Below are 22,543 nucleotides of genomic sequence, written 5' to 3'. Positions count from 1 at the left end.
ATACTGGTGACGAAGTCGGCGGTCATTCGTAGCCCCGGAGGGGGCTTCGGATGACGTCTGCTTAGCTTTCAACGTTAGGGCACGCCCGATCAAAAAATGCGGGGAAAGCGCACGTTGATGGTATTGGAGCAGGAGGGCGCACAATGCCGGATCGACTCAGCGCGGCTCGGTGTGATCGAGCCCCGCCTGCTCCTGATACCCTTTGCGCAGTTTCTCCGCGATCAGCTTTTGCGCTTCGCGCTCTGCCCGTTCGGGGCTGTCGAGGGACTTGATCAGGGTCTGGCCCTTGGTGCCGATACGGCCAAAGCTCACCACGACCTCTGCGTCTGTGACGCCGATACGCCAGAACTTGTTGGAGTTACCTTCCCCAAAGGTGAACTCGCGCATCGGAATCGCTGCTTCAGTGGCTGGCGGCGGCTCGACTTCAACCGCTGCAGGTTCCACTTCCGGTTCAGGCTCTGGCAGCGCGGGCACCTCATCATTCCTTAACAGCGCTTCAATACGATTCAGCACGTCCATTGGGTCCCGCAGCCAGTCATGACTGAGCACGTCGATGATCTTCCAGCCGAAACTGCGCAGCACGGTCGGGCGGAAGATATAACGCTCTCTCACGTCAGTCGCGTGCGTCGTATCGCCGTCCAGCAGCACGCCAAGGCTGAAGTGCTCACCGCTGGCGTCGCTGATCGCCAGGTCGCAGCGGAACTGCGAACGCCCGACATACTCCTGCACCGTATGCCCGCGTTTGCGCAACGCGACGGCGATGGCTCCGCGCAGGCTGTCCTTGGGCAGGCTGACGGCAAAGGATTGCTTGGCGCCTGGGTTGAGGTTGGCGAGGATACCCTGGGAGCGCAGCGCATCCCCACTGGCGCTGGCCTGGGCGAACTGCAGGAAAGCGCGCAGTGCCGCAGCACCGTCGTTGTGGGTGTTGGTGATGGCCTCTGCCTCAATGCTGGAAACGATCGCCATGCGCTTGCGCGCACGGCTGAAGATCACATTGAGGCGTTTTTCCCCTCCGCGCTGGTTGATCGGGCCAAAGTTCATCAGCATCTTGCCGTTCGGTCCGGGCGCGTAGCAGATACTCAGGATGATCACGTCGCGTTCATCACCCTGAACGTTCTCGAGGTTCTTGACGAACAGGCCATTGAACTGCCCGGCATCTTCACGCACATACTCGCGCTCAAGGCGAGTGGCAAAGGCCGAGTCACTGGCGGCCAAGTCCTCCAGGGCCTGCTCGATGGCGCCCTGTTGGGCTTCCGAAAAAGCCACGATCCCCAGGCTAAGGCCGGTCTCACGTTGCAGCAGCTCACGCACCAGGTTGGCGATATAACGCGCTTCGGCCAGGTTACTGCGGCTGAGGTAAACGCCATCGCTCATCTTCAAAAAGCTGATCGGGCTGTCGAGCAGTGTGTCGGCGCCCTGCATCACTGCCTGGGCGTCCGTGGAGTCCAGCGCCGCATGGGCAGGGGCAGGGCGTTCGATGCGACGGTCGGGGATGGTGATCAACCGCCCTTCGTAGAAGGCGGCGTTGGAGAAGCTGATCAGCGCTTCATGGCGGCTGCGGTAGTGCCAGGCAAGCAAGGTCGCCGGCAAATTACGCGCGGCCTGGCTCAGCAGGCTGTCGGCATCGAGGTTGATCGCAATCTGCTCGCCGTCTTCCATGGCAACCAGTTCGTTATCGTCCTGGTCGCCGGCGCTGGAGAAGAAGTTGGTGGGTGGCAATTGCATCTCGTCGCCCACCACGATCACCTGCTGCGCACGGCTCAAGGCCGGCACGGCTTCTTCGCTGGGGATCTGGCTGGCTTCGTCGAAAATCACCACGTCGAACAGGTCCGGCGTCAGTGGCAGCGTGTCGGACACCGACAGCGGGCTCATCAGCCAAATGGGCTTGAGGTCGTTGATCACCCGGCCACTGTCGCCACTCGCCATTTCGCGGATGGAGCGGTAACGCATGGTCTTGCCCAGCTCATGCTCCAGTTCGCGGCGGCCCTTGGCATAGGTTTTCTTGAACTCACGGGCCTGGGCATCCAGTTGGGTCACCGACATCGCCGACTGCTTCACATTTTCCAGAAAGCGCTGATGCAGCGTGGCACTGAGTACATGGGCGTTGTGCTTGAGCAGGTTGCTTTCAGCTTGGCTGACCTGACGGACTGCCAGGCTCAACGCCGGGCCGTCGAAGCGTGCCAGTTGCGGGTTGGCGCGATACAAACGGGTCAGGTTCTCCTGGGCAATCAATCCATCCAGCGCCGGTTGCGGCAGGGCGTGCTGTTGCATGGCCATCAGGCAGGCGGAATCGGCCTGGTACAGTTCATTGAGCAGAGGGAGGGTGTCGGGCAGTTCGTCGATTTCTTCACGCAGGTCGCGCAGGTATTCAGCCAGCACTCCCAAGCTTGGCGCCGGTTGGAATGCACAATGTTGCGCAACCAACTCGGCCAGGCGTGCCAATGGCTGGTGCAGGCTGGCTTCCTGACGCACGCTGGCCAAGGCGTTCGGATTTGCGCGCTGGCCTTCGACCCACTGGCGCAATAAGGGTGATGTGCTCAATTGCTGGAGCAGGGCTTGCAGGTGTTGCACGAACACATCGATATCCCGGACACCGTAGCGGCTTTGCAACCGCTGCTGCTCGGCCTGCAGCTCGGCGGTGGCGCGGTGTTCGCCGGCCAGGTTGTCGAGCACGCTGCGATAGCTTGGGCGGATCGCGTGCTGGCTGAAGTCATAGCGTCGTTGCAGTTCGCCACGTAGTCGCCACCAGGACGGTTTCAGCCAACGCAACAGCGAACCTTCCAGACGCTGCACCAGCTCCCGGGCGGCGTCAGTGTCCTGGGGGGCGAGTTTGTCGCGCCAAAAATGGTTGGCTTCACTGGCGTTGTGTTGCTGCACGGCCAGGGTCTGCAATGCCGCCTGTTCCGCATGCAGCGCCTGGGAGCCCGGTGAGCCGGGCTCCAGCAGGTCGAGGTGCGAGGCCAGATTGGCGCCGCTCAGTTGTTCGGCAGCCTGGGTCAGTACCCGCGCATCGTCCAGGCGGGTGTCATTGGAAAGCAGGCTCGACGATGCCTCCAGAAACTGCTCGACGCTGTCCATGAGCCCGCAGGCTTCATCCAGGAATGCCTTGAGTTGGCCATAGGCGTGTTCGTGGGTAACCAGGCTTGCGCCGAGGCGGCTGAAGGGGTGACGCGCGAAACTGTCGAGGCCAAAGCGTTCGTTGATCGCCTGATACACGCGCCCCATCAGCTCACTATGTGCCTGCCAGTGACGCCATTCGGGCAACCGCTCCATAACTTCGGGTGGCAGTTTTGTTGCAACAGCCGGCAGGTCGATCAAATGACGCACCAACTCACGCACCGAGCAAGCCAGCGTCTCTGGAACGCCGGCCATAACCTGTTCAAAGCGCTCAATCAGGCCCAGTTGTTGGCTCAGGGTGCTCAGCGTGGCGCTGCGTCGTGCTTGGAGCTGGGGCGATTGGGCATCGCCGGCAATCCAGCGCTCATAACACTCGCGCAGGTTGCCAACGAAGGCTTTTTTGTCCGTCTGGGAATCGTGAATCAGGCAGCACAATTCGCCCAGTTCACTCTGTTGCAGACGGTGGAATACCACATCCAGTGCGGCGCGCTTTTCGCACACGAACAGGACCCGCAAGCCGCGCCCCGCATAGTCGGCGATCAAGTTGGTGATGGTCTGTGACTTACCGGTGCCGGGTGGCCCCTGAATGATGAAGTTGCGCCCGGTGCGGGCCAGTGCGACGGCAGCGTTCTGCGTAGCGTCGCCGGCCACTACGTTCCATTGTTCCGGCAGCGGGATCGGTTCCGGGGCCTGAACTTCGACCTCTCTCGGTTCGATGGAGAACATCCGGTCAAACGCTTCGTTTTGGGCCGGGTCGTCGATCAACTGCGCGTAGTCGCGTACCAGCGACATCTTGCGATAGTTGAAGTTGGCCAGTGTCACTTGGGTCAGGTCGATGTCCCATGCGTAGCGGTGCCCTTGGTTTTCGGGCATGGCGAAGGTGCTGTTTTCGGTGCTGCTGGCGACCATCTGCGGATGCTGGGTGCGCAGCGAGGGTTTGGCGCCGACCGCGAGGCGCAGCGGCAACTCGCTGGGCAGCACTTTTTGCTGGAACAGTTGCAGGCCCAGCGGGCGGTAATCTTCGCGATCGTAGCTGAAGTCCGGCTTCACCAACGGCATGGCCGAGCGCTGACGTGCGCGACGGCGCTGGAAGTGGTGCAGGTGCTGTACGGCCTTTTGGTGGATCAGTTCGATTTGCGGCTTGCTTTGCAGGCGCAGCTCAACGCCGGGCTCGGTCAGCTTGATCTGGCGCGCAATATCAGCGTGGATGTCTTCCAGAGAGGTCTTTTGCAGGTCGACGGTTTCCGGCAACTGGATATCGTAGAGCTGACGCAACTGATGGCGCAATACCGGGTTGAATTCAGCCTCGGTTTCATCGCACTGCAACATGAACTGATCGCGCACACCTTTCTTGCGGCTCAGTTCCACCGGCAGCCATAGCAGCGGGGTGACAATGCGTTCTTCCGGCGTGTCCTTGAGGTTGTGCCAGCGCATGAAGGCCACCACAAGGCGTAGGTTGCTGAAGCCGAACTCGGCGCGGTCGCGGCGGGTTTCCTGGATGATGCGTTCCAGGGACGCTTGCAGCCAGGTCTGGTCGTCAAAGCGTAGCCATTGCTGCAGGCCAACGGGCTTGCCGCTCAGTACCTGCTCGGAGAAACCGCCGAAGGTCGGCTGCCAGGTGCACAGTGCTTCGGGGCGGATGCTTTCAATACGCATCACCAGCGGTACGCTGGCGACGGTCAGGTTGACGTTGGCTTGGGTCGGCCGGAAGTACAGCAGACGATTGCGCCGCGACAGGTCGAATAGCCGGTTGCGCAGGTGTTCCAGCACGACGGTGCGCCGTGAAGCCGGCCCTTCGGCCTGGGCCAGCACACGCTCGACATCCAGGCTGGCCGGCTGCTCGCGCCAGGACTCCAGGCGCCGTACCAGCGAGCCGACATCCGTGGCACGCTCATGGCGGTTAAGCTCTGTCATCTCGACGATCAGATTGGCCAGCACCGGGTTGAGCCGGCCATTGAGCTGGAACAGGTTGCGCCGGTGCCGGGCAAACGTCTTGAGGTCGTTGATGTCGGCAAAGTCCAAGCCGCAGGCCAGGCACGCCAGCAACTGGCCGAGTTGGAAAATATCGGTGATTTCGTCGTGATGCCCGAGACGATGCTCCCAAGCGTGCAACTCTGTGAGGAACACCGGGTGGTCGATAGCCTGGTGCGGGTCTTCCTGGACTTGCAGGTCGGTAATGGCCACGCCACTTTCAGAATCCCGGACCAGGCGGACCTTGCCGACAATATTCAGCGCCGATTCCGGATTGGGCTGCACCTGCTTGATCGCGTCCAGCGCCAGGCGCGGCGTCACGCCCTCGGGGTTACGCAGTTGCAGGGAGCGCTCCGGCCCTTGTATTACATCGAGGTAACCGAGTTGGGCGACACGCCCCAGTTCATGCAGTTGCGCTACCTGGCGCAGCAGGGGCAGCGCCAGGAACAGCACATCATCGATGGGCACGGCGGCACCATCGTGGCTCTGCAGCAATTGAGTGAACGTGACGGTTGGGGTTATTGGGTCCATGTGTCGACCTCCGCTTTGAGCGCGCGAACGAGCGGGTCGAGCTCACGTTTTGGAAATTTGATATCGCGCTTGAGTACGCTGATAAAGTCGTCGGCGCTGCCGAGTTTCTTCGCGGTGCGGGCGGCATGCAGCAATGCTTCATCCCGCAGGTCGCGGTCGACCAGGCACAGGTCGAGCATGATGAAGTGCAGGTATTCGTGGATGCTCGCGTCGATACGTTCGGCGTTCAGCGTACCCAGGTCCAGGGGCACTTCATTGTCCTTCCAGTCGGGGAAGAAGCCACGCACTTGATTGAGTACAACCTCCGACTGCAACACGGCTGCGCCGATAAAGCTGGCGATAAAGCCGCGGGTGAGGGCGGTCAGCTCGACCTGGTCGGTCACATCCAGGCGATTGAGCGACAACGGCCCGCGTAGACGGCGGTGCAGCCACGCCTCTGTATCCGGGACCTGCCGCCACCAGCTGTCGACTGCTTGGGAACGTAGAAACGTCTCCGGATGCGACACGCCCTGGGACAACTGCGCATCCTTGTCATCCAGCTCGCGGGCCTGCTGCAGATAGTTGGCCGCGTCAACACTGACAAGCCCGGTGTGCACCTTGACCAGCGAGGTAATTGACGCCTCTGGCCCGCCGGCTACCAACGCAGCGCCCCGGTCGGCGTAGATTTCGGTGTGCAGGCTGTATAAGCGTGCGGTCTGCTCCAGGCTTGGCGGCGTATACGCATCGGCCATTGCGTGATTGAGAATGCGCTCGGCAGTGAGATAGTCACCGTCGTGCTCCGACCATAATCGGTAATGGGCCAGCTCGTGCCCCAGCAACGCCAGTAACTCCTGGGCATCGAGCCGCTCAAGAATCGGTCCGTAAAAAACCACATGCACTTCACCGGCCAGGTAATAAAGGCTCGCATTCATCGCGCCATCACCGGCCTGGTACAAAGTGGCGGGCGCCTGGATCTGCAACTGCTGCAAAGCCGTTTCACACGCCTGATAGGCCTGCGGGTGGGTCTCGGGGCTGAGCCGATAGGTGTCCCGCAGCAATTGCGCGCGCACATCCTGGGCGTGCTCCTGCTGGGCGCCCAGGGACGAAGCCCAACTCCACACGGCGGACTCACTGGTTTTCAGGTAATCGACCACCTGCTGGTGGTAAGGCAGTGGCGTCAGGTTGCTGATGTCCAGCGTGAGGGTACTCATCGTTCAAGCGTCCTTGAGGATACGGCTCCATAAACTGCGACTGAGCAGCAGAGACTTGGGCTGGCATCCCGGTATCAGTGATCGGCAATAAACGCGGAGCATACCTATGGGCTGGGAAAATTACTTGTGAATGTGCATACGTTAAACGCGCGATAGGGGGTTGGGCAGTTGCGATCATCTCGCTCCGCCTACCGGGCCGATTCAAGCGGCAGAAACGCCTCGGCAAAAATGACAGTCCCGGTTGAACGCCGTCCTGGTTAAATCTTGAATTGCCTCAACAGGCCTTCCAGGCGATGACCGATGGCGTACAGCTCATCGACCGTGTGTACGCCGCTTTGGGTCTGGTCTGCGACGTTTTCAATCGCGCGGGCTATCTGGTGGACGCTGCGATTGATGGCTTCGGCAACCGACGTCTGCTCTTGCGCGGCGCTGGCGATGTGCGCGTTCATGGTGTTGATGGTAACGATCAACTCGACCGCCTTGCCCAGCGATTGCCCGGCTTGTTCCGCGTGCAGGCTGGCGCCATGGCCTGCTGCGCCGGAGTGACTCATTGCAGTGACGACCTTGGTGGTGGCCTGGTCAAGGCGCTCGATCATCGCTTGAATTTCCTGGGTGCTGAGTTGCGTCCGGCTTGCCAGCGCGCGTACTTCGTCGGCAACCACGGCAAATCCACGACCTGCATCCCCGGCCCGGGCGGCTTCGATCGCGGCATTGAGTGCGAGAAGGTTGGTTTGCTCGGCGATCGAGCGGATCACATCCAGCACCGTGACAATGCCTGCTACATCGCCTTGCAGGCTTTTCAGCGAGGCGCCTCCCGCGGACAGGTCCTCGGTCAGGCTGCCCAACCGGGTGATGCTTTCATTGACGACCTGCCTGGCGTGCTGGGCCTGCACATCGGTTTCGCCTGCTGCCTCTGAAGCGCTCTGGGCACTGTTGGCGACCTCTTGCGCCGCAGATGACATCTGATTGATTGCTGCAGCGACTTGATCGGTTTCCTGGCGTTGCCGTTCCATGACCTGATCGATGCATTTGCTCTGTTCGGCCACCTGGGTCACGGACGTATTCAATTCTCTGGCCATGCCGACGATCTGGCCGACCAGCCCATGAATCTTATCGGCGAAGGCATTGAACGACACGGCCACCTGGCCGAACTCGTCGCGGCTGATGGGTAAGCGCCGCGTCAGATCGCCTTCGCCCGCGGCGATCTCATCGAGATGCTCGCGAATCCGCGACAGGGGACGCAGGCTGCTTTTAACCATTAACCCTGCGAGCACGCCGGTGATCCCGAGCGCAATCAAGGCAATGACGGTTATCCCGTAGACCAGGCTGCGCACACGCTGATGGATTTCCCCTCGTACTTGGGCAACCTGGCTTTCGATTCGGTCGAGATTGATCGCGGTGACCACGACCATGTCCCAGGCCGGCAAGTAAAAGCTGTAAGCCAGCTTGGGAACGACTTTATCCGTATTGATCAGGGCCCCCGAATAGTTGACGAAGTGGGTGTCGTTCTTCGCGGCGGCAACCATTTCCCGGTTCAGGTAAAGCCCGTTCCTGTCTTTGCGCTCACTCATGTTGGTGCCGACGCCTTCGCTGCTGTCACCACGAAACAGGCGCACGACCTGACTGTCGTAGCCGATAAAATAGCCGTCGTCCCCATACTTCATCCGGGACAGCCGCGCGATCGCCAGCGCACGCGTTGCGGTGTCCCCCGTCTCGGCCTGCGCATACAGCTCCGCTACCGAGGTTCGGGCAAGGTTGGCGTAGTCTTTCAAGCGTTCCCGGCTTTCATCCAGCAGGCGTTCCCGGGTCGCCGTGACTTCCTGCTCGGCGCTCGACAGCAAGGTGGTGCTCGTTGTCAGCGCCAGCACCGTGGACAACAGCACCACTGGGGCCAGCACCAGCATCAGTACTTTGTTTTTAAACAGCATGCGTGGGGTTCCTCACCTGAATCTGCAGGAAAGCGGCCGCAAGGGCCGCGATCGTCGACTTACCAAAGGGCGATGTCATAGGTGAGGTAGAGGCGATTGCTGTCGCGGCCGCGGGAGAACTCAGAACGGTAGACATAGTTGCGCATGCGCACGCCCAGCCCCTTGAACGTGCCGGCTTGCACAACGTAAGCCAGCTCGGTATCACGCTCCCATTCCTTGACTGTGGTGGTGGACTTGCCGTCATTGCCGCTCAGGTAGCGCGTTGAGAAGGTCAGGCCGGGCACGCCGACGGCGGCGAAGTTGTAGCCATAGTTGAGCATCCAGGTCTTCTCGTCCTCCTCAATGAATTTGCCGATGCCGGCATTACTGAACGAGTAGACGGTCGCGCCGCTGATGTAGGGTAATCCGGCATCACCGCGAAGGGCCTGGTAGCCGCCACCGAGGGTATGGCCTGCAATCACGTAGGACAACTGGCCGCTGAACATGTCATTGTCGATTTTGCCTGCATAGGCCGAGCCGCTATCAACGCTGTTGAAGTAGCGCAGGTCGCTGGTCAGCACGCCACCGGCCAGCGGCAGGTCGTGCTGGACACCGGCGAAGTTCTGTCGGTAGAAGTGCTCGAGTTCCCCGTAGAAATAACTCAAGCGCAGGTTTTTGCCCCATTTGTACTCAGCCCCGGCGTAGTTGAAATCTCCGGACTTTTCCCCGCTGTAGCCATCAGGCACGATCGGCACGCTGTTGGTGGAGTCGCGCAGTTTGAAACGGTCCAGATGCCCGCCGGTCACGGTCAGGTTCTCGATGTCGCTGCTGCTGACCTGGGTGCCCTGGTAGGTCTGGGGCAACAAGCGCGCATCGTTGTAAATCAGCACCGGCGTCTTGGGCAGCAAGGTGCCGTACTTGACCGTGGTTTTGGCGAACCTGGCTTTTGCCGTAGCGCCGGCGCTGGCAAACTCGCCGGCCGCCCGCCCGTCATCATGCACCGGCATGAGCCCGGTGCCGCTGCGCCCGCGCCCTGAATCGAGCTTTACCCCATAGAGCCCCAAGGCGTCCACGCCGAAGCCGAGGGTGCCCGCGGTAAATCCGGACTGATAGTCCAGCAGAAATCCCTGGGCCCACTCGGTGCGTTCGCTCTTTGCCGTTCTGGCGGCCCGCGCACTCAAGCCGTGCTCGTCGCGAAAGTTCTCGTTGAAATACACATTGCGCAGTTGCAGCTTGAGCTTGCTGTCATCAATAAAACCTTCGGCGTTGGCCGCCGCGACGGGTACCAGGCCTAACGCGCAAAACAAAGCTCGACGGGTATACATAGGGTTCATGGCAAATGACTCGTTGTTGTTATTTGGGGTACAGGTCGGCACGCGCCTCGTGAGTGAGGCGCGCTGGAAGGCAGCAGGGGTTATGGGGGGATCAGGTGAACAGGCTGATGGCCCCGGTCAACAAGGCCAGGGCGGTGACGACCAGGGAGGTCAGCACGGCCCATTTGACGGTGGCCTTCTGGAAGTCGCCGATATCGCGATCGACCATGCCCACCAGCAGCAGGGTCGAGGCCACCAGCGGACTCATGAGGTGAACGGGCTGGCCCAGGATCGAGGCGCGGGCGATTTCAACCGGATCGATGCCATAAGCGGCGGCGGCATTGGCCAGGATCGGCACCACGCCAAAATAGTAGGCGTCATTGGACAGTACAAAGGTCAGCGGCATGCTGGTGATCGCAACCACCAATGGAAACAGATGGCCCCAGGATGGCGGGATCCAGTCGACAAGGGTCTGTGCCAGGGCATCCACCATCTTTGTACCGGAAAAGATCCCGGCAAAGATCCCGGCGGCAAATACCAGCAACACCACGGTCATGGCATTGCCCGAGTGCGCCAGGATGCGTTCTTTCTGAATGTCCAATTGCGGGTAGTTGATCATCAGCGCGAGCACGAAGCCGATCAGGAACAGGATCGCGGAATGCATCAGCCCCATCACCAGCGCCGCCATCACCGCGATCACCAGCACCAGATTGACATAGGCCAGCTTCGGACGTTTGTGGGGCGTGTCCTCGAGAATCGCGTCGATGTAGCAATCGCCGCCGCCGCTTTGCAGCTGCACGTTGCCGATACGCTTGCGCTCTGCGCGACCCAGTATGAAGGCCGTGAAGATCACCCACAGGGCACCGCCGATCATGGTCGGCAGCAACGGCACGAAGTACTCGCCGGCATCCAGGCCCAACGCGGCAATAGCCCGTGTCGCAGGGCCGCCCCAGGGCGTCATGCCACTCATGATGCTCAGCGACAGCATGGAGATGGTTGCCAGGATCATCGGGTTCATGCCGATGCGTTTATACAGCGGCAGCATTGCGGCGCAGGTGATCATGTAAGTCGTTGTGCCGTCGCCGTCGAGCGCTACCAGCAACGACAGCAGGGCCGTGCCTACGGCGATCTTCATCGGGTCGCCATTGACCCTCTTCAGGATTTTGCGGATCAGCGGGTCGAACAGGCCTGCGTCGATCATCAGGCCGAAGAACAGGATCGCAAACAGCAGCAACGCGGCAGACGGGGCGACCATTTTCAGGCCGTCGAGCATCATCTTGCCAGTGGTGCCTCCAAAGCCGCCGATCACCGCGAAGACGATGGGAACCACGGTGAGCGCGACGATGGGCGACAAGCGCTTCGTCATGATGAGATAGGTGAATACGACCACCATGGCCAAGCCAAGGAAAGCGAGCATAGGACGATTCTCTTGTTGTTATCGTAAAAATGGCTGACGCCGAGGCGCACGAGCCCTGACCCGCCGGGCGGCACAACGCGCCTGGCGGGGAGGGGGGTTCAGTCAAGTCAGGGGGGAAGCGTTATCCGGTTGTCTCTAGACGCGTTTGGCGTCCTTCAGGTCGTCCCAGGCTTTTCCCGGTGCGGCAGAAGATTTTGCGTCGAGCATCCGGTTCAGCGTGTCGCGGTGGCAGGCATTTTCAGACATCGAAATCACCACCGTCGCTACGGCGTTACTGGCCAGGCTGGTCAGGGCGCGAGCTTCAGACATGAAGCGGTCAACGCCGATCAGCAATGCCAGGCCGGCCAATGGGATGTCGTGAATGACCGTCAGGGTCGAGGCCAGTGCCACGAACCCGCTGCCGGTAACCCCGGCGGCGCCTTTGGAGGACAGCAGCATGATCGCCAGCATGGTGATGATCTGCGTCAGGCTCAGATCAATGTTGCAGGCCTGGGCAATGAAAATCGCCGCCAACGACAGGTAGATGGCGGTGCCGTCCAGGTTGAACGAGTAGCCGGTAGGCAGTACCAGGCCGACGACGCCTTTTTTGCAACCCAGTGCCTCGAGTTTCTCCAGCATGCGCGGCATCACCGGTTCCGTGGAGGAGGTGCCGAGTACCACCAGGAACTCTTCCCGAAAGTAGCGCAGCAGCTTCCACAGGCTGAAGCCGTTGGCGCGGCAAATGCTGCCCAGTACCACGAAGACGAAAAAGCCGCAGGCGATGTACAAGGTCATGATCAACTTCGCCAGCGAACCCAGCGAGGTGATGCCGTACTGGCCGACAGTGAACGCCAAGGCCCCGAAAGCGCCGACCGGTGCAAAACGCATCAGGTAGGAAAAGATCTTGAAGACCATTTGCGAGGCGGATTCGAGCACGTCGAGTACCGGTTTGCCACGCTCGCCCAGCGACGACAAGGCAAAGCCGGACAACACCGCGATAAACAGCACCGGCAACACTTCACCTTTACTGAAGGCGCCGATAAACGTCTCGGGAATGATGTGCATGAAAAACTCCACCACCCCAAGCTTTGCGGCCGACTCCGTGTACTGGGCCAATCCTTTGGTGCTCAGCTGGCTGGGATCGATGTTCATGCCGACGCCCGGCTGGAACACGTACACCGCGACCAGGCCAATCACCAGGCTGATCACCGTGAGGACGAAGAACAACAGCATGGTTTTGCCCAGCAGGCGCCCGAGGGAGCGCTTGTCGCTCATCCCGGCGATGCCGGTGACGATGGTGCAGAACACCACGGGCGCAATCATCATCTTGATCAGTTTGATGAACGCGTCACCCAGGGGTTTGAGTGCAATGGCCTGCTGGGCCCAGAAATGCCCGACCACGATGCCGAGCGCCACGGCGCAGAGGATCTGGAAGTAGAGCGATTTAACAACTTTCATGGCATCACCCATTTTTAGAATTGTGCGGATGCAAAAATGCCAACGACTATCGGAATTTATCCGGCAAGGCGCTGCGAGTCAGTGGCGTAGACGTAGCCGGAGAAAAGCCTGCGGGCGGTGCGTACGACGGAGGCCTGAATTGTCTCACCGTTGACGCCGGTGTAGGACAATACGACATCAATTCCGCCGCTCGGGTGTTCGATCCGCACCGCTTCAAGGCGCGGCGTACTGATCCCGCCGAGCATCTGCGCAACGATGCTGCCTTCGATCACGCACGCAGTGGCCAAACCAATCGAGCCGGTAATGGCGAGCGCGCGGTGGCAGTTGTGCGGCATGAAGTAACGAACCTGGATCGTGCCCCCGGCTTTCGCGGGCGAAACCAGTACCGGCTTGGGAATCACTTTGTCGCTGACATCGCCCAGGCCCATGGCCAGGCCGGCCTGAAGCCGCAGTGTCTCGAGGCGCCGCAGGAATTCCTTATCGGCGTCCAGTTCCGCCGGGCTCTCATCGCCACGCTTGCCCAGTTGGCTGGCTTCGACAAGCACCATGGGCATCGCCATGTCGATACAGGTCACCGCAATGCCATCGATCACGTCCTGCGTGTTACCGGTGGGAAAGAGCTTGCCTGTCTTGCTGCCGGCTGCGTCGAGGAACGTCAGTTGCACCGGTGCGGCAGTACCGGGCACGCCATCAATGGCGGTATCGCCCTCGTAACTGACTTTGCCATCCGGCGTGTACACGTCGGAGTGAATAAAGGTGCCGGTGTTTAGGTTGCGAATACGCACACGGGTGCGCTCCGGGGTGCCTTTGACCAGACCCTGCTCGACGGCGAACGGGCCCACCGCACACAGCATGTTGCCGCAGTTGGGGGCGCTGTCGACCCTGCGTTGTGAAACCATCACTTGAACGAACAAGTAATCAACGTCCGCATCCGGGTGCAGCGAAGGGCTGACAATCGCAACCTTGCTGGTTTGCGGGCTGCCACCGCCGATGCCGTCGATCTCCAGTTCATGACCGGAGCCCATCAGGTTAAGCAGCAGTTCGTCGCGGGCCTCAACGGCGGCGGGCAAATCCCAGTCAAGAAAAACCGGACCTTTCGAGGTGCCGCCGCGCATCAGCACACAGGGAATTCTTTGCATGATACTGACTCTTGTTGATCAATCGGTGTAATTGATGTTCTTGGAGCAAGAGTCTCAAGCTTTAAAAAATGTTTCAAATGCAAAGATTGAAGAGATTATTGCGTTTTGCGAATGATAAATTTACGCTGAGTTTCCTTTTGACGCCTTGTGCGGGTGAGATAAGACATGGAATATGAGCTGAATGACATTCGATCCTTCGTGAAAATCGCTGAACTTGGCAGTTTTCACGAAGCAGCCGATGCCTTGCACCTGTCTCAACCGGCACTCAGTCGCCGAATTAAAAAACTGGAAGAGGGGTTGGGCACCTCGTTGCTGGATCGCACCACGCGCAAGGTCAGCCTCACGAGTGTCGGTCGTGACTTTCTTCCCAAGGCACGTCGGTTGCTGGATGACTTCGATGAGTCGATTCTCAATATCCGTGAACTGGCCGAACGCCAGATTGGCCGGGTAACCCTGGCGTGTATCCCGACTGCGGCTTTCTATTTCCTGCCGTCAGTCATTCGCCTGTATAACCAGCGCTACCCAAAAATCCGCATCCGCCTGCTGGACTTGAGTGCCAATGAGGGGCTTGAAGCGGTGCTGCGGGGAGAGGCCGACTTCGGGATCAACATGATGAGTGGGCAGCATCCGGACATTGAGTTCGTGCCCCTGGTCAGCGAGCCCTTTGTATTGGCGTGCCGGCGTGATCACGAGTTGGCTGGACGCAGTTCGGTCACCTGGTCCGAATTGAGCGATTACCGCCTGATCGGGGTAGGGCGCCTGAGCGGCAACCGCATGCTGCTCGATCACGCGCTGTCTGGCCTGAGTTGGCGGCCGCAATGGTTCTACGAAGTCCAGCACCTCTCGACTTCGCTGGGCCTGGTGGAGGCCGGCCTGGGGGTTTCGGCGATGCCGAGCCTGGCCATGCCGGCTGAAGATCATCCAACCTTGGTCAGCGTCCCGTTGATCGAGCCGGTTGTGAACCGCTCCTTGGGCCTGGTCTATCGCCGGGGAGCATCGCTTTCGCCGGCGGCGGAGAAATTCGTCTCGATACTGCTTGAGCAATGGCCTCAATGAGCCATACGGCTGGTTTTTTTCTCAAACACGCCGCGGCTCGTCCTCGACAATCTTGCGCATCAGGCTCAGGTAGCGACTCGCTGCCAGCCCCAGGGGGCGGTTCTTTACCCAGATGATATCGACCCATAGCCGCATCTGACTCGGCATGTTGTCAAACACCACCTCCGTCAATGCGCCCGAACTGATCAGAGGTTGTACCAACGGCTGTGGAAGATAAGCCCAGCCCAATCCTTGCTGGACCAGATCCAGCGTTGCCAGGTAATTGTCGCTGTGCCAAATCCGCCGTGACAGCACAACACGTGGATCAGAGTCTGTAGGCCCTCCAGTAGCCACGATGATCTGCCGAACGTTGACCAGTTGCTCTTCACTCAAGGGGCTTTTCTTGCCGGCGGCCGCAGGATGATCCGGAGAGGCAACGGCTACCAGCAATTGGCTCCCCGCTTCAAGAAACGTCTCCCGCTCGTCAAGCCCTGGTCGTTCAAATCCAAGGGCCAACTGCACACGCCCTTCATGGAGCATGCGCATCGCCTCCGGATGGGACGCGGAGCGAATCTCGATTTCAAGCGTGGGAAACTCCCGGGCGATAATGGACAGCGGACGATTCCATACGCCTGTCTGCAACTCCGGCGCCATCGCAAGGACCAAGCGTTCCTCCAACCCCTGATGAAGCTGGAGCGCATGGGCGTCCAGCAGGTTTAACTGGCTGGCGACCTGTCGAGCCTGGGGCTCCAGTGCTTTGGCGGCTGCCGTAGGAATGGCTTTGCGGGTTGATCGGTCAAAAAGCAATAAATCCAGTTCGGCTTCAAGCTGCGACACCGCCATGTTGATGGCCGAGGGGACCCGCCCCAATTTGCGTGCGGCGGCGGAAAAGGAGCCGCTGTCGACAACCGCAAGGAAAACTTTCAGTGACTCACTGGTGAACGCCATGGTGGTTGTCAGATTTTCTGATGATGATCGTCTTTGTTTATCAGTTTTATTAGCCTAATTTCCACTTCTATTCCAAATTAAGTACGTGGGGAACACCATGTTAAATACTGATTTGAGGGGGCATGTGGCACTTGTCAGTGGTGCCGGCAGTGAAGCGGGTATTGGCATGGCGATCGCTCGCAGGCTAGGTACAGCGGGTGCGAGATTGATCATCACCGCCAGTAGCCGCCGCATCGAGGAACGCGTTAAAGAGCTGCTCGCAGAAGGGTTTGAAGTTGAGGGCAGGGCGGTTGACCTCACCGATGAACGTCAGGTGCGGGAATTCGGCCTCTGGGCGGTGTCGGTCTGGGGGCGGGTCGATATTCTGGTGAATAATGCCGGTATGGCCATGCAAGGCAGCCCTGAGGTTTTCTCGGAGTTGGCGAGTATGGAACTGCATGAGTGGAACCTTTCACTGGCCAGAAACCTAACCACCGCTTTTCTTCTGACGCGGGCTGTTTTGCCCGCTATGAGGGCGCGAAGTTACGGGCGCATTGTCAATATCAGTTCCACCACGGGCACCCGCGGGAGCAACCCGGGCGAAGCCGCTTATAGCGCTGCCAAAGCCGCGATGGTGGGCATGAACATGGGACTGGCACTTGAAGTCGCCAAGCACGGGATTACCGTCAACAGCGTGGCGCCCGGATGGATCACCACGGGCTCAACCACGCCGGTTGAAGCAGAGGCGGGGCGCTTTACCCCGATCGGGCGGGCAGGCAGTCCCCACGAAGTGGCGGCGGCGGTTGCATTTCTGGCGTCTCCAGAATCCAGTTACATCACCGGTGAAGTTATCGTGGTCGATGGCGGTAATTGCCTGGTCGAGAATAAAGCCCCTCAATCCGGTTAATGACGTTTCAATGAACATCTGCGCGATATATCAAGGCTGTATATCAGCTGGCAATGTAAATAGTTAAAGCCAACACCCACGTTATAGTTTGCGGAGCGATATTCACCCAATATTCGGGAGCTGTTGCTGCACCTGGAGAATGAGGGCGTGTGGCTTATCTATACGGCAACGAAGTTTAACTAATGTGATACTTAACAAAGGGTTCTAATCATGTCGAACAGTGGAGTTGGTGAATCAGCGATTGCTGCCTTTGCCGCAGCCGAGCGTGCCCGTTTTATAGAAAACAATCCAACGTCAATGGCGCTGGCCAAGCGTGCCAAGGCGGCGCTGTTCAACGGTGTACCCATGCACTGGATGAGCGATTGGTCGATGCCTTCGCCGCTTTTTGTCCAGCGTGCCAAAGGTGCCCGCTTCACCGATGTCGACGGTCATGACTGCATAGACTTTTGCCTCGGCGACACCGGCACGATGTTTGGCCACTCACCTGATCCTATCGCCCGCGCCATAGCCGAGCAGGCGAACAATGGCTTGACCACGATGCTGCCCGGCGAAGACGCAGTGGTCTGCGCAGAGTTGCTGGCCCAGCGGTTTGAGCTGCCTTATTGGCAAGTTACCGCCAACGCTACCGACGCCAATCGCTATGTGCTGCGCTGGGCGCGCGCTATCACCCAGCGCAATGTTCTACTGGTGTTCGACGGCTGTTATCACGGCACCGTGGATGACGTGATGGTCCGGTACCGAGAGGGCAAGACCGTGCACCGTTCGGGCCTGGTGGGGCAAGCCTACGACTTGACCCAATACAGTCGATCCATTCCCTTCAACGATGTCGCTGCACTGGAGGCTGCTTTAGCTCAGGGCGACGTGTGCGCGCTGATGTGCGAGCCGGCGATGACCAATATCGGCATGGTCCTGCCCGATCCGGGGTTCATGCAACAGTGCCGCGAGCTGACGCGAAAATACGGCAGCCTGTTGGTCATTGATGAGACCCACACTATTTCTACCGGCATCGGTGGATGCACGCGCCAATGGGATTTGAAACCCGACTTTTTCGTAGTGGGGAAACCCATCGCCGGTGGCGTGCCTTGCGCAGTCTTTGGCATGACCGAGCACGTTGCGTTGGCCATGCACGATGCGCAGAAAAGCATCAGCGAAGAGAGCGGCGGGCATGGCCACAGTGGCATGGGCACCACCTTGTCCGCCAACGCACTGGCGATGCGCTGCATGCGCGTCAGCCTCGAAGAGGTCATGACCGAGTCTGCGTACCAGCGCATGCTGCCCCTGGCCTCAAGACTGGCCCAGGGATTTCGAGCGTTGTTCAAGCGGCACCAACTGAACTGGTCGGTAACCGAGTTGGGGGCTCGTTGTGAGTTTCAATTCTGTGCCACCTCGCCCAGAACCGGCGCGCAAGCCGAGGCGGCTTTTCATGACAGCCTTCAAATGGCGCTGCATCTCTATCTGATTAATCGCGGGATCCTGATCACGCCTTTTCACAACATGACCCTGTGCTGTCCGCAAACAAGTGAAGGGGATGTCGACAGGCTGATCGGTGAGTTGGATAACGCGCTGACCGCGCTGCTTGCCTTACCTGGAGCGCGGGTTATCTGTTCATAAGTTCCATTGTTCTTGAATACTGTCCAGTCGCTTGAATGAGCGCCAAGAGGTGTGACATGCAATTTGCTGATAAAAAAGAGGCCGAAGTTTATCTGGCCGCCCACCCTGAAGTGCTGAGCATCGAGTTGTTCCTTCTCGACGCGAACGGTGTTCCGCGAGGCAAACTGCTGCATCGCGACGAACTGCTGGCGATCTACGCAAACGGTCGGCCGCTGCCAAGTTCCATTCTCGCCTTGACCGTGCAGGGTGAAGACGTCGAAGACACAGGCCTGGTCTGGGATGTCGCCGATGCCGATTGTTGGACATACCCCTTGGCGGGAAGCCTGACCCTGCAACCCTGGCGCACCAACCCCACCGGCCAGGTGCAGGTGAGCATGCACCCGACCCAAGGTATTCCTGCCGCACCGGCAGACCCGCGACACGTACTGGTGCATGCCATTGACCGACTCAAAGCCGATGGTTTCCATCCGGTAATGGCCGTTGAGCTGGAGTTTTACTTGCTGGACCAGCAACGCGATGCCAGCGGTCGGCCGCAGCCGGCATTGCAGGCCAACGGCGTCCGTCCCCAGGCACCGCAGGTTTATGGCCTCTACGAATTGGAGCAGCTGCAACCCTTTCTTGATGACCTCTACGCTGCGTGTGCGCTACAGGGCCTGCCGGTAAGGACGGCCATCTCCGAGTACGCTCCAGGCCAAGTCGAGTTGACCCTGGAACATCGTTTCGACGCACTCCAGGCTATTGATGAAGGCGTACGCTACAAACGCCTGGTCAAAGGTGTCGCCAACAAACATGGGCTACAAGCGTGCTTCATGGCCAAGCCGTTCAGCGACCAGGCCGGGAGTGGCATGCATTTGCACGTCAGCCTGGCCGACGAGGAGGGTAACAACCTGTATGCGAGCGAAGACCCACAGGGTACGCTCCTGTTGCGTCACTCGATTGGCGGGATGATGGCGACCTTGTTTGACTCACTGGCGATATTTTGCCCCCATGCCAATTCATATCGCCGGTTCCAGGCCGGCAGTTACGCGCCACTGGCCAAAAGTTGGGGCGTCAACAATCGTACGGTGTCGTTCCGCGTGCCCGGCGGGTCAGCAATCAGTCGGCACATCGAACACCGCATTTGCGGGGCGGACGCCAACCCGTACCTTGCCGCTGCCGCATTACTCGCGGGGATTCACTACGGCATCACCCATCAAAGCGATCCCGGCCCGGCGATCGTGGGAAATGGCTATGAGCAGGCTACCGATTTTCTACCCACCGACTGGCTGACCGCGTTGCAGGCCTTGCAGGATTCAACGTGGGCACGCGAGGCGCTGGGCGCCGAATTCCTGAAGGTGTATCTGGCGATCAAATGGCGCGAGTTCCGTCAATTCAACGCTGAAGTCGGGGAGCAGGACTGGCGCTGGTACCTCACTCACGCATGACTGATGGGCGATAACTGATGCTCACCAGCGGTTGTCAGCGTGGATTTGGGACCCGTGAGCCAAAACAAGGGTAGAGTGTTCATCACTTTCTGTTCATAGGGCCTTCGCGCAGTCGCACCGAGCGGTTCCAGCGTCCGGACAGGGCAAAAAAACGGTATCTCAATTGTTAAGTGAAGAATGAATCGTCCGCTGTTTGTTTCTCTGGATGGGCCCAAGGGCACCGGCAAAACCACGCTGTTGGAGGCCGTTACGAAAGCACTGAGGGCAGGCAACAAAAAGGTGATCCGGCTTTGCGAGAGAAAAAGCGATCCGTACCGGGAGGGAACAATGGCGCTTGTTAACCAGCTCGTCAGAAATCCCTCCCGGGAGCTGGAGCTGCGGGTGTGTGAACGCTTTGCTGACAGCCGTGCCTGGATTTCCCGGCAGGTGCTGGCTAAACAGCCACCAGGCAGCATCATCCTGATCGATCGCTGGTACCCGTCGGATGCCGCGTTTCGCCGGATAATTCCGTTTGCAGAGATCCTGCAGTTGAACATTGATCGAAACGTGCGAGTGCCAGACCTGCATGTCGGGATTGTCACCGCCCCTGAGATTTCATGGGCGAGGGCAGCGGCACGACGGCGTGGGCTGAGCAGCACGGTGATCCATAAGCTGGAAGAACATAGCGCGTGTACCCAGGCATTCGAGCGAGCGATGGCAGATCACGGTTGGGTTTTGTGCCGTAATGAAGGCACGATCGAAGACGCAACGATGCAGGTGGTGTCCGCGATCTATAGAGTCCTTGCTTGCGCGTCCCCGGCAGTCATTCTACCGGCCCCGACCTCCATCGACTCCTTGTGCTATCCAGGCTTCTAATGCCTCGGCGCTCATAGGCTTGGCTATCAAATAACCCTGTGCCTCGGAACATCCCCACTGAATTAACAGGTCCAGGATTTCTTGATTTTCTACGCCTTCTGCAACCACCCGGTAGCCGAGCCCCTTAGCCAGTCCGATCAGGGTTTTAACCAGTTGCTTGTCATTTTGATTGCTGCCCAGCCCGCTGATCAGAGATTGGTCAAGCTTGACAGTATTGGCCGGGAGCTCCTTCAAATAAGCCCAGTTGCTGTAGCCGGTGCCAAAGTCATCAACAGCAACCTCTACTCCAAACTTACGGACACGCTCCAGTTGCCGGATGACTTCTTCAGGGTTGGTCATGAGCATGCTTTCGGTAAACTCAAGTTCAAAGCCAGCGGGGTCCAGGCCGTGCTGTTGAATCTCATGGATCATCGAGTCGACGAATTCGGCGCTTTCAAGATCGCTGACGGTAATGTTCATCGCTATCCGCAGGCGCACACCTTGCGCTTTCCAAATAACCGCTTGCTGGATGATTGCGTTGAGCACCCACAATCCAACAGAGGGTATGAGTGCGGTTTTTTCAGCCAAGGGTATGAATTCAGCAGGGCTGATGGGCCCCAGTAAAGGATGTGTCCAACGTAATAGTGCTTCTACTGAATGACACCGTCCTGAGGGCAGTTTGATTTTTGGCTGGTACACCAGGCTGAACTGTTTGTCGGCGCTGACCGCCTCCGGCAACGAACTCAACAACATGAACGCGCGTTGTTGAGCCGCATCAAAATGGGGCTCATAGCGCGACCATCCCAGCCTGCGGTCACGCGCCTCATCCGCAGCGCTGACCACCAGGCGAAGCCAGTCTTGCTGGAGCCCTGAGCTATGAATAGGCAGGACGCCAATCCCGACTTGCATGAGTATGGGGATGGCGTGGCATTCGACAGGCTTTTTGAAGTCCTTGAGGATGTTTTCACAAATGTGCTCGGCCGTTTGATCCTCCTCAAGGAGGAAACCAAACCGCGTCGGGCTAATTTTATAAAGTAGACACTGTGGCGGTAATAGTTTTTGTAGGCGCGCTTTGATTGCCAGGACCAAGTCTGTGGCAAAACTGTAACCCAACGCCTTCACGATATCGTTAAGGAACTTTGGCGAGATGATGTCAACCGCATACGCTTGGCACGCGCTGTGGGTCTTGAGCGCTTGGCGTATATCCTCCTCAAACCGGAGTCGATTAAATAACCCTGTGGGTTGGTCGACGAAGTTTCGAGAGCGCATGCTGTGGATGTGCATCATCACCAGTTCAGCAAAACCGCTGAGCATCGCGCTATCACGCTCACTCATAGCGGCACGTGAGACTGTATCAATGATGCACAGGCTTCCCAGCGTAAAACCCTCTTCGGTAATCAGTGGGGTGCCTGTGTAATAACGAATATACGGAGGCCCCGTTACCAGGGAATTGTCTTTAAAGCGGGGATCAAGCGTCGCGTCCAATACCTCCAGCGGGGCGTTATCCAGCGTCGAGTAAGCGCAGAAGGACACTTCTCGTGGTGTCTGCGTCTCTTCAAGCCCTACGCGCGCCTTGAACCATTGCTGATGCTCATCGACGATCGAAATCAGCGCTATGGGGGCGTTGAAGTAAGCAGAAACCATCTCGACGATTTTATCGAAGACAGTATCGTACTCGCTGTCAGCTGGACAAAATTTCGCGACCTCTTTAAGCCGTTCAATTTCATTCGGCGGAATAGGAGCGCCTGCGCCCATGACAATCCTCGGAGTGGCTGTGTTTATG

Annotated in this window: 14 protein-coding genes and 1 pseudogene; 5 read left to right on the top strand and 10 right to left on the bottom strand. The window is 59.1% G+C overall.

The window, feature by feature from the left end; all coding sequences use genetic code 11:
• Nucleotides 1-156: 156 nt before the first annotated feature.
• The 8 genes and pseudogenes from BLQ09_RS17520 to BLQ09_RS17490 form a co-directional block, all read right to left on the bottom strand.
• The gene (locus BLQ09_RS17520; protein ID WP_092358041.1) at nt 157-5,619 is read right to left on the bottom strand and encodes a WGR domain-containing protein; all 5,463 of its coding nucleotides are present in this window, start codon (nt 5,617-5,619) and stop codon (nt 157-159) included.
• Entirely contained in the window at nt 5,607-6,809 is a 1,203-nt protein-coding gene (locus BLQ09_RS17515) for a M48 family metalloprotease (RefSeq protein WP_092358039.1), read from the bottom strand. Before BLQ09_RS17515 ends, BLQ09_RS17520 begins: the two co-directional genes overlap by 13 nt.
• A gap of 257 nt (nt 6,810-7,066) precedes the next feature.
• Nucleotides 7,067-7,822, bottom strand: coding sequence for a methyl-accepting chemotaxis protein (locus BLQ09_RS31925; RefSeq protein WP_371914529.1), 756 nt, complete (start codon nt 7,820-7,822; stop codon nt 7,067-7,069).
• A 102-nt stretch (nt 7,823-7,924) separates the two neighbouring features.
• Nucleotides 7,925-8,713, bottom strand: a pseudogene (locus BLQ09_RS31920) (cache domain-containing protein); the annotation flags it as partial.
• Nucleotides 8,714-8,796: 83 nt separating this feature from the next.
• Complete coding sequence (locus BLQ09_RS17505) at nt 8,797-10,041, bottom strand: OprD family porin (protein WP_371263378.1); 1,245 nt, start codon at nt 10,039-10,041, stop codon at nt 8,797-8,799.
• Nucleotides 10,042-10,141: 100 nt separating this feature from the next.
• Nucleotides 10,142-11,446 carry a CitMHS family transporter gene (locus BLQ09_RS17500; protein ID WP_027605832.1) on the bottom strand — a complete coding sequence of 435 codons (1,305 nt, stop codon included), beginning with the start codon at nt 11,444-11,446 and terminating at the stop codon, nt 10,142-10,144.
• Between the two features lie 135 nt (nt 11,447-11,581).
• On the bottom strand, nt 11,582-12,895 hold the full coding sequence (locus BLQ09_RS17495; protein ID WP_092358037.1) for a dicarboxylate/amino acid:cation symporter: 1,314 nt from the start codon (nt 12,893-12,895) through the stop codon (nt 11,582-11,584).
• Between the two features lie 44 nt (nt 12,896-12,939).
• Entirely contained in the window at nt 12,940-14,022 is a 1,083-nt protein-coding gene (locus tag BLQ09_RS17490; RefSeq protein WP_027605834.1) for a 4-oxalomesaconate tautomerase, read from the bottom strand.
• A gap of 165 nt (nt 14,023-14,187) precedes the next feature.
• Between BLQ09_RS17490 and BLQ09_RS17485 the strand changes: the two genes are divergently transcribed.
• Complete coding sequence (locus BLQ09_RS17485; RefSeq protein WP_092358035.1) at nt 14,188-15,078, top strand: LysR family transcriptional regulator; 891 nt, start codon at nt 14,188-14,190, stop codon at nt 15,076-15,078.
• Nucleotides 15,079-15,099: 21 nt separating this feature from the next.
• Here BLQ09_RS17485 and BLQ09_RS17480 read toward each other — a convergent pair whose 3' ends face one another.
• The gene (locus tag BLQ09_RS17480; RefSeq protein ID WP_027605836.1) at nt 15,100-16,005 is read right to left on the bottom strand and encodes a LysR family transcriptional regulator; all 906 of its coding nucleotides are present in this window, start codon (nt 16,003-16,005) and stop codon (nt 15,100-15,102) included.
• A gap of 97 nt (nt 16,006-16,102) precedes the next feature.
• Between BLQ09_RS17480 and BLQ09_RS17475 the strand changes: the two genes are divergently transcribed.
• The 4 genes from BLQ09_RS17475 (at nt 16,103) to BLQ09_RS17460 (ending at nt 20,781) form a co-directional block, all read left to right on the top strand.
• The gene (locus tag BLQ09_RS17475; protein WP_092358033.1) at nt 16,103-16,891 is read left to right on the top strand and encodes an SDR family NAD(P)-dependent oxidoreductase; all 789 of its coding nucleotides are present in this window, start codon (nt 16,103-16,105) and stop codon (nt 16,889-16,891) included.
• A 210-nt stretch (nt 16,892-17,101) separates the two neighbouring features.
• Nucleotides 17,102-18,502 (top strand): aspartate aminotransferase family protein, encoded by a 1,401-nt coding sequence (locus tag BLQ09_RS17470; protein ID WP_092358031.1) that lies wholly within the window; start codon nt 17,102-17,104, stop codon nt 18,500-18,502.
• A 56-nt stretch (nt 18,503-18,558) separates the two neighbouring features.
• On the top strand, nt 18,559-19,926 hold the full coding sequence (locus BLQ09_RS17465) for a glutamine synthetase family protein (RefSeq protein ID WP_092358029.1): 1,368 nt from the start codon (nt 18,559-18,561) through the stop codon (nt 19,924-19,926).
• A gap of 177 nt (nt 19,927-20,103) precedes the next feature.
• Nucleotides 20,104-20,781: a dTMP kinase gene (locus BLQ09_RS17460; protein WP_027605840.1), complete on the top strand. Its 678-nt coding sequence runs from the start codon at nt 20,104-20,106 to the stop codon at nt 20,779-20,781.
• Here the strand turns inward: BLQ09_RS17460 and BLQ09_RS17455 are convergent.
• Entirely contained in the window at nt 20,734-22,515 is a 1,782-nt protein-coding gene (locus BLQ09_RS17455) for a sensor domain-containing phosphodiesterase (protein WP_092358027.1), read from the bottom strand. The genes BLQ09_RS17460 and BLQ09_RS17455 overlap by 48 nt on opposite strands.
• Nucleotides 22,516-22,543 lie beyond the last annotated feature (28 nt).

This window comes from Pseudomonas sp. NFACC25, from assembly GCF_900100935.1.
GTDB lineage: Bacteria > Pseudomonadota > Gammaproteobacteria > Pseudomonadales > Pseudomonadaceae > Aquipseudomonas > Aquipseudomonas marginalis.
Note: the sequence above shows the minus strand (reverse complement) of the source record. Positions and strands in the feature narration are given on the sequence as shown.

Bases quoted from the DNA above. Each gene is read 5' to 3' on its own strand.
- BLQ09_RS17520 (WP_092358041.1), bottom strand. From the start codon at position 5,619: ATGGACCCAATAACCCCAACCGTCACGTTCACTCAATTGCTGCAGAGC.
- BLQ09_RS17515 (WP_092358039.1), bottom strand. From the start codon at position 6,809: ATGAGTACCCTCACGCTGGACATCAGCAACCTGACGCCACTGCCTTAC.
- BLQ09_RS31925 (WP_371914529.1), bottom strand. From the start codon at position 7,822: ATGGAACGGCAACGCCAGGAAACCGATCAAGTCGCTGCAGCAATCAAT.
- BLQ09_RS17505 (WP_371263378.1), bottom strand. From the start codon at position 10,041: ATGTATACCCGTCGAGCTTTGTTTTGCGCGTTAGGCCTGGTACCCGTC.
- BLQ09_RS17500 (WP_027605832.1), bottom strand. From the start codon at position 11,446: ATGCTCGCTTTCCTTGGCTTGGCCATGGTGGTCGTATTCACCTATCTC.
- BLQ09_RS17495 (WP_092358037.1), bottom strand. From the start codon at position 12,895: ATGGGTGATGCCATGAAAGTTGTTAAATCGCTCTACTTCCAGATCCTC.
- BLQ09_RS17490 (WP_027605834.1), bottom strand. From the start codon at position 14,022: ATGCAAAGAATTCCCTGTGTGCTGATGCGCGGCGGCACCTCGAAAGGT.
- BLQ09_RS17485 (WP_092358035.1), top strand. From the start codon at position 14,188: ATGGAATATGAGCTGAATGACATTCGATCCTTCGTGAAAATCGCTGAA.
- BLQ09_RS17480 (WP_027605836.1), bottom strand. From the start codon at position 16,005: ATGGCGTTCACCAGTGAGTCACTGAAAGTTTTCCTTGCGGTTGTCGAC.
- BLQ09_RS17475 (WP_092358033.1), top strand. From the start codon at position 16,103: ATGTTAAATACTGATTTGAGGGGGCATGTGGCACTTGTCAGTGGTGCC.
- BLQ09_RS17470 (WP_092358031.1), top strand. From the start codon at position 17,102: ATGTCGAACAGTGGAGTTGGTGAATCAGCGATTGCTGCCTTTGCCGCA.
- BLQ09_RS17465 (WP_092358029.1), top strand. From the start codon at position 18,559: ATGCAATTTGCTGATAAAAAAGAGGCCGAAGTTTATCTGGCCGCCCAC.
- BLQ09_RS17460 (WP_027605840.1), top strand. From the start codon at position 20,104: ATGAATCGTCCGCTGTTTGTTTCTCTGGATGGGCCCAAGGGCACCGGC.
- BLQ09_RS17455 (WP_092358027.1), bottom strand. From the start codon at position 22,515: ATGGGCGCAGGCGCTCCTATTCCGCCGAATGAAATTGAACGGCTTAAA.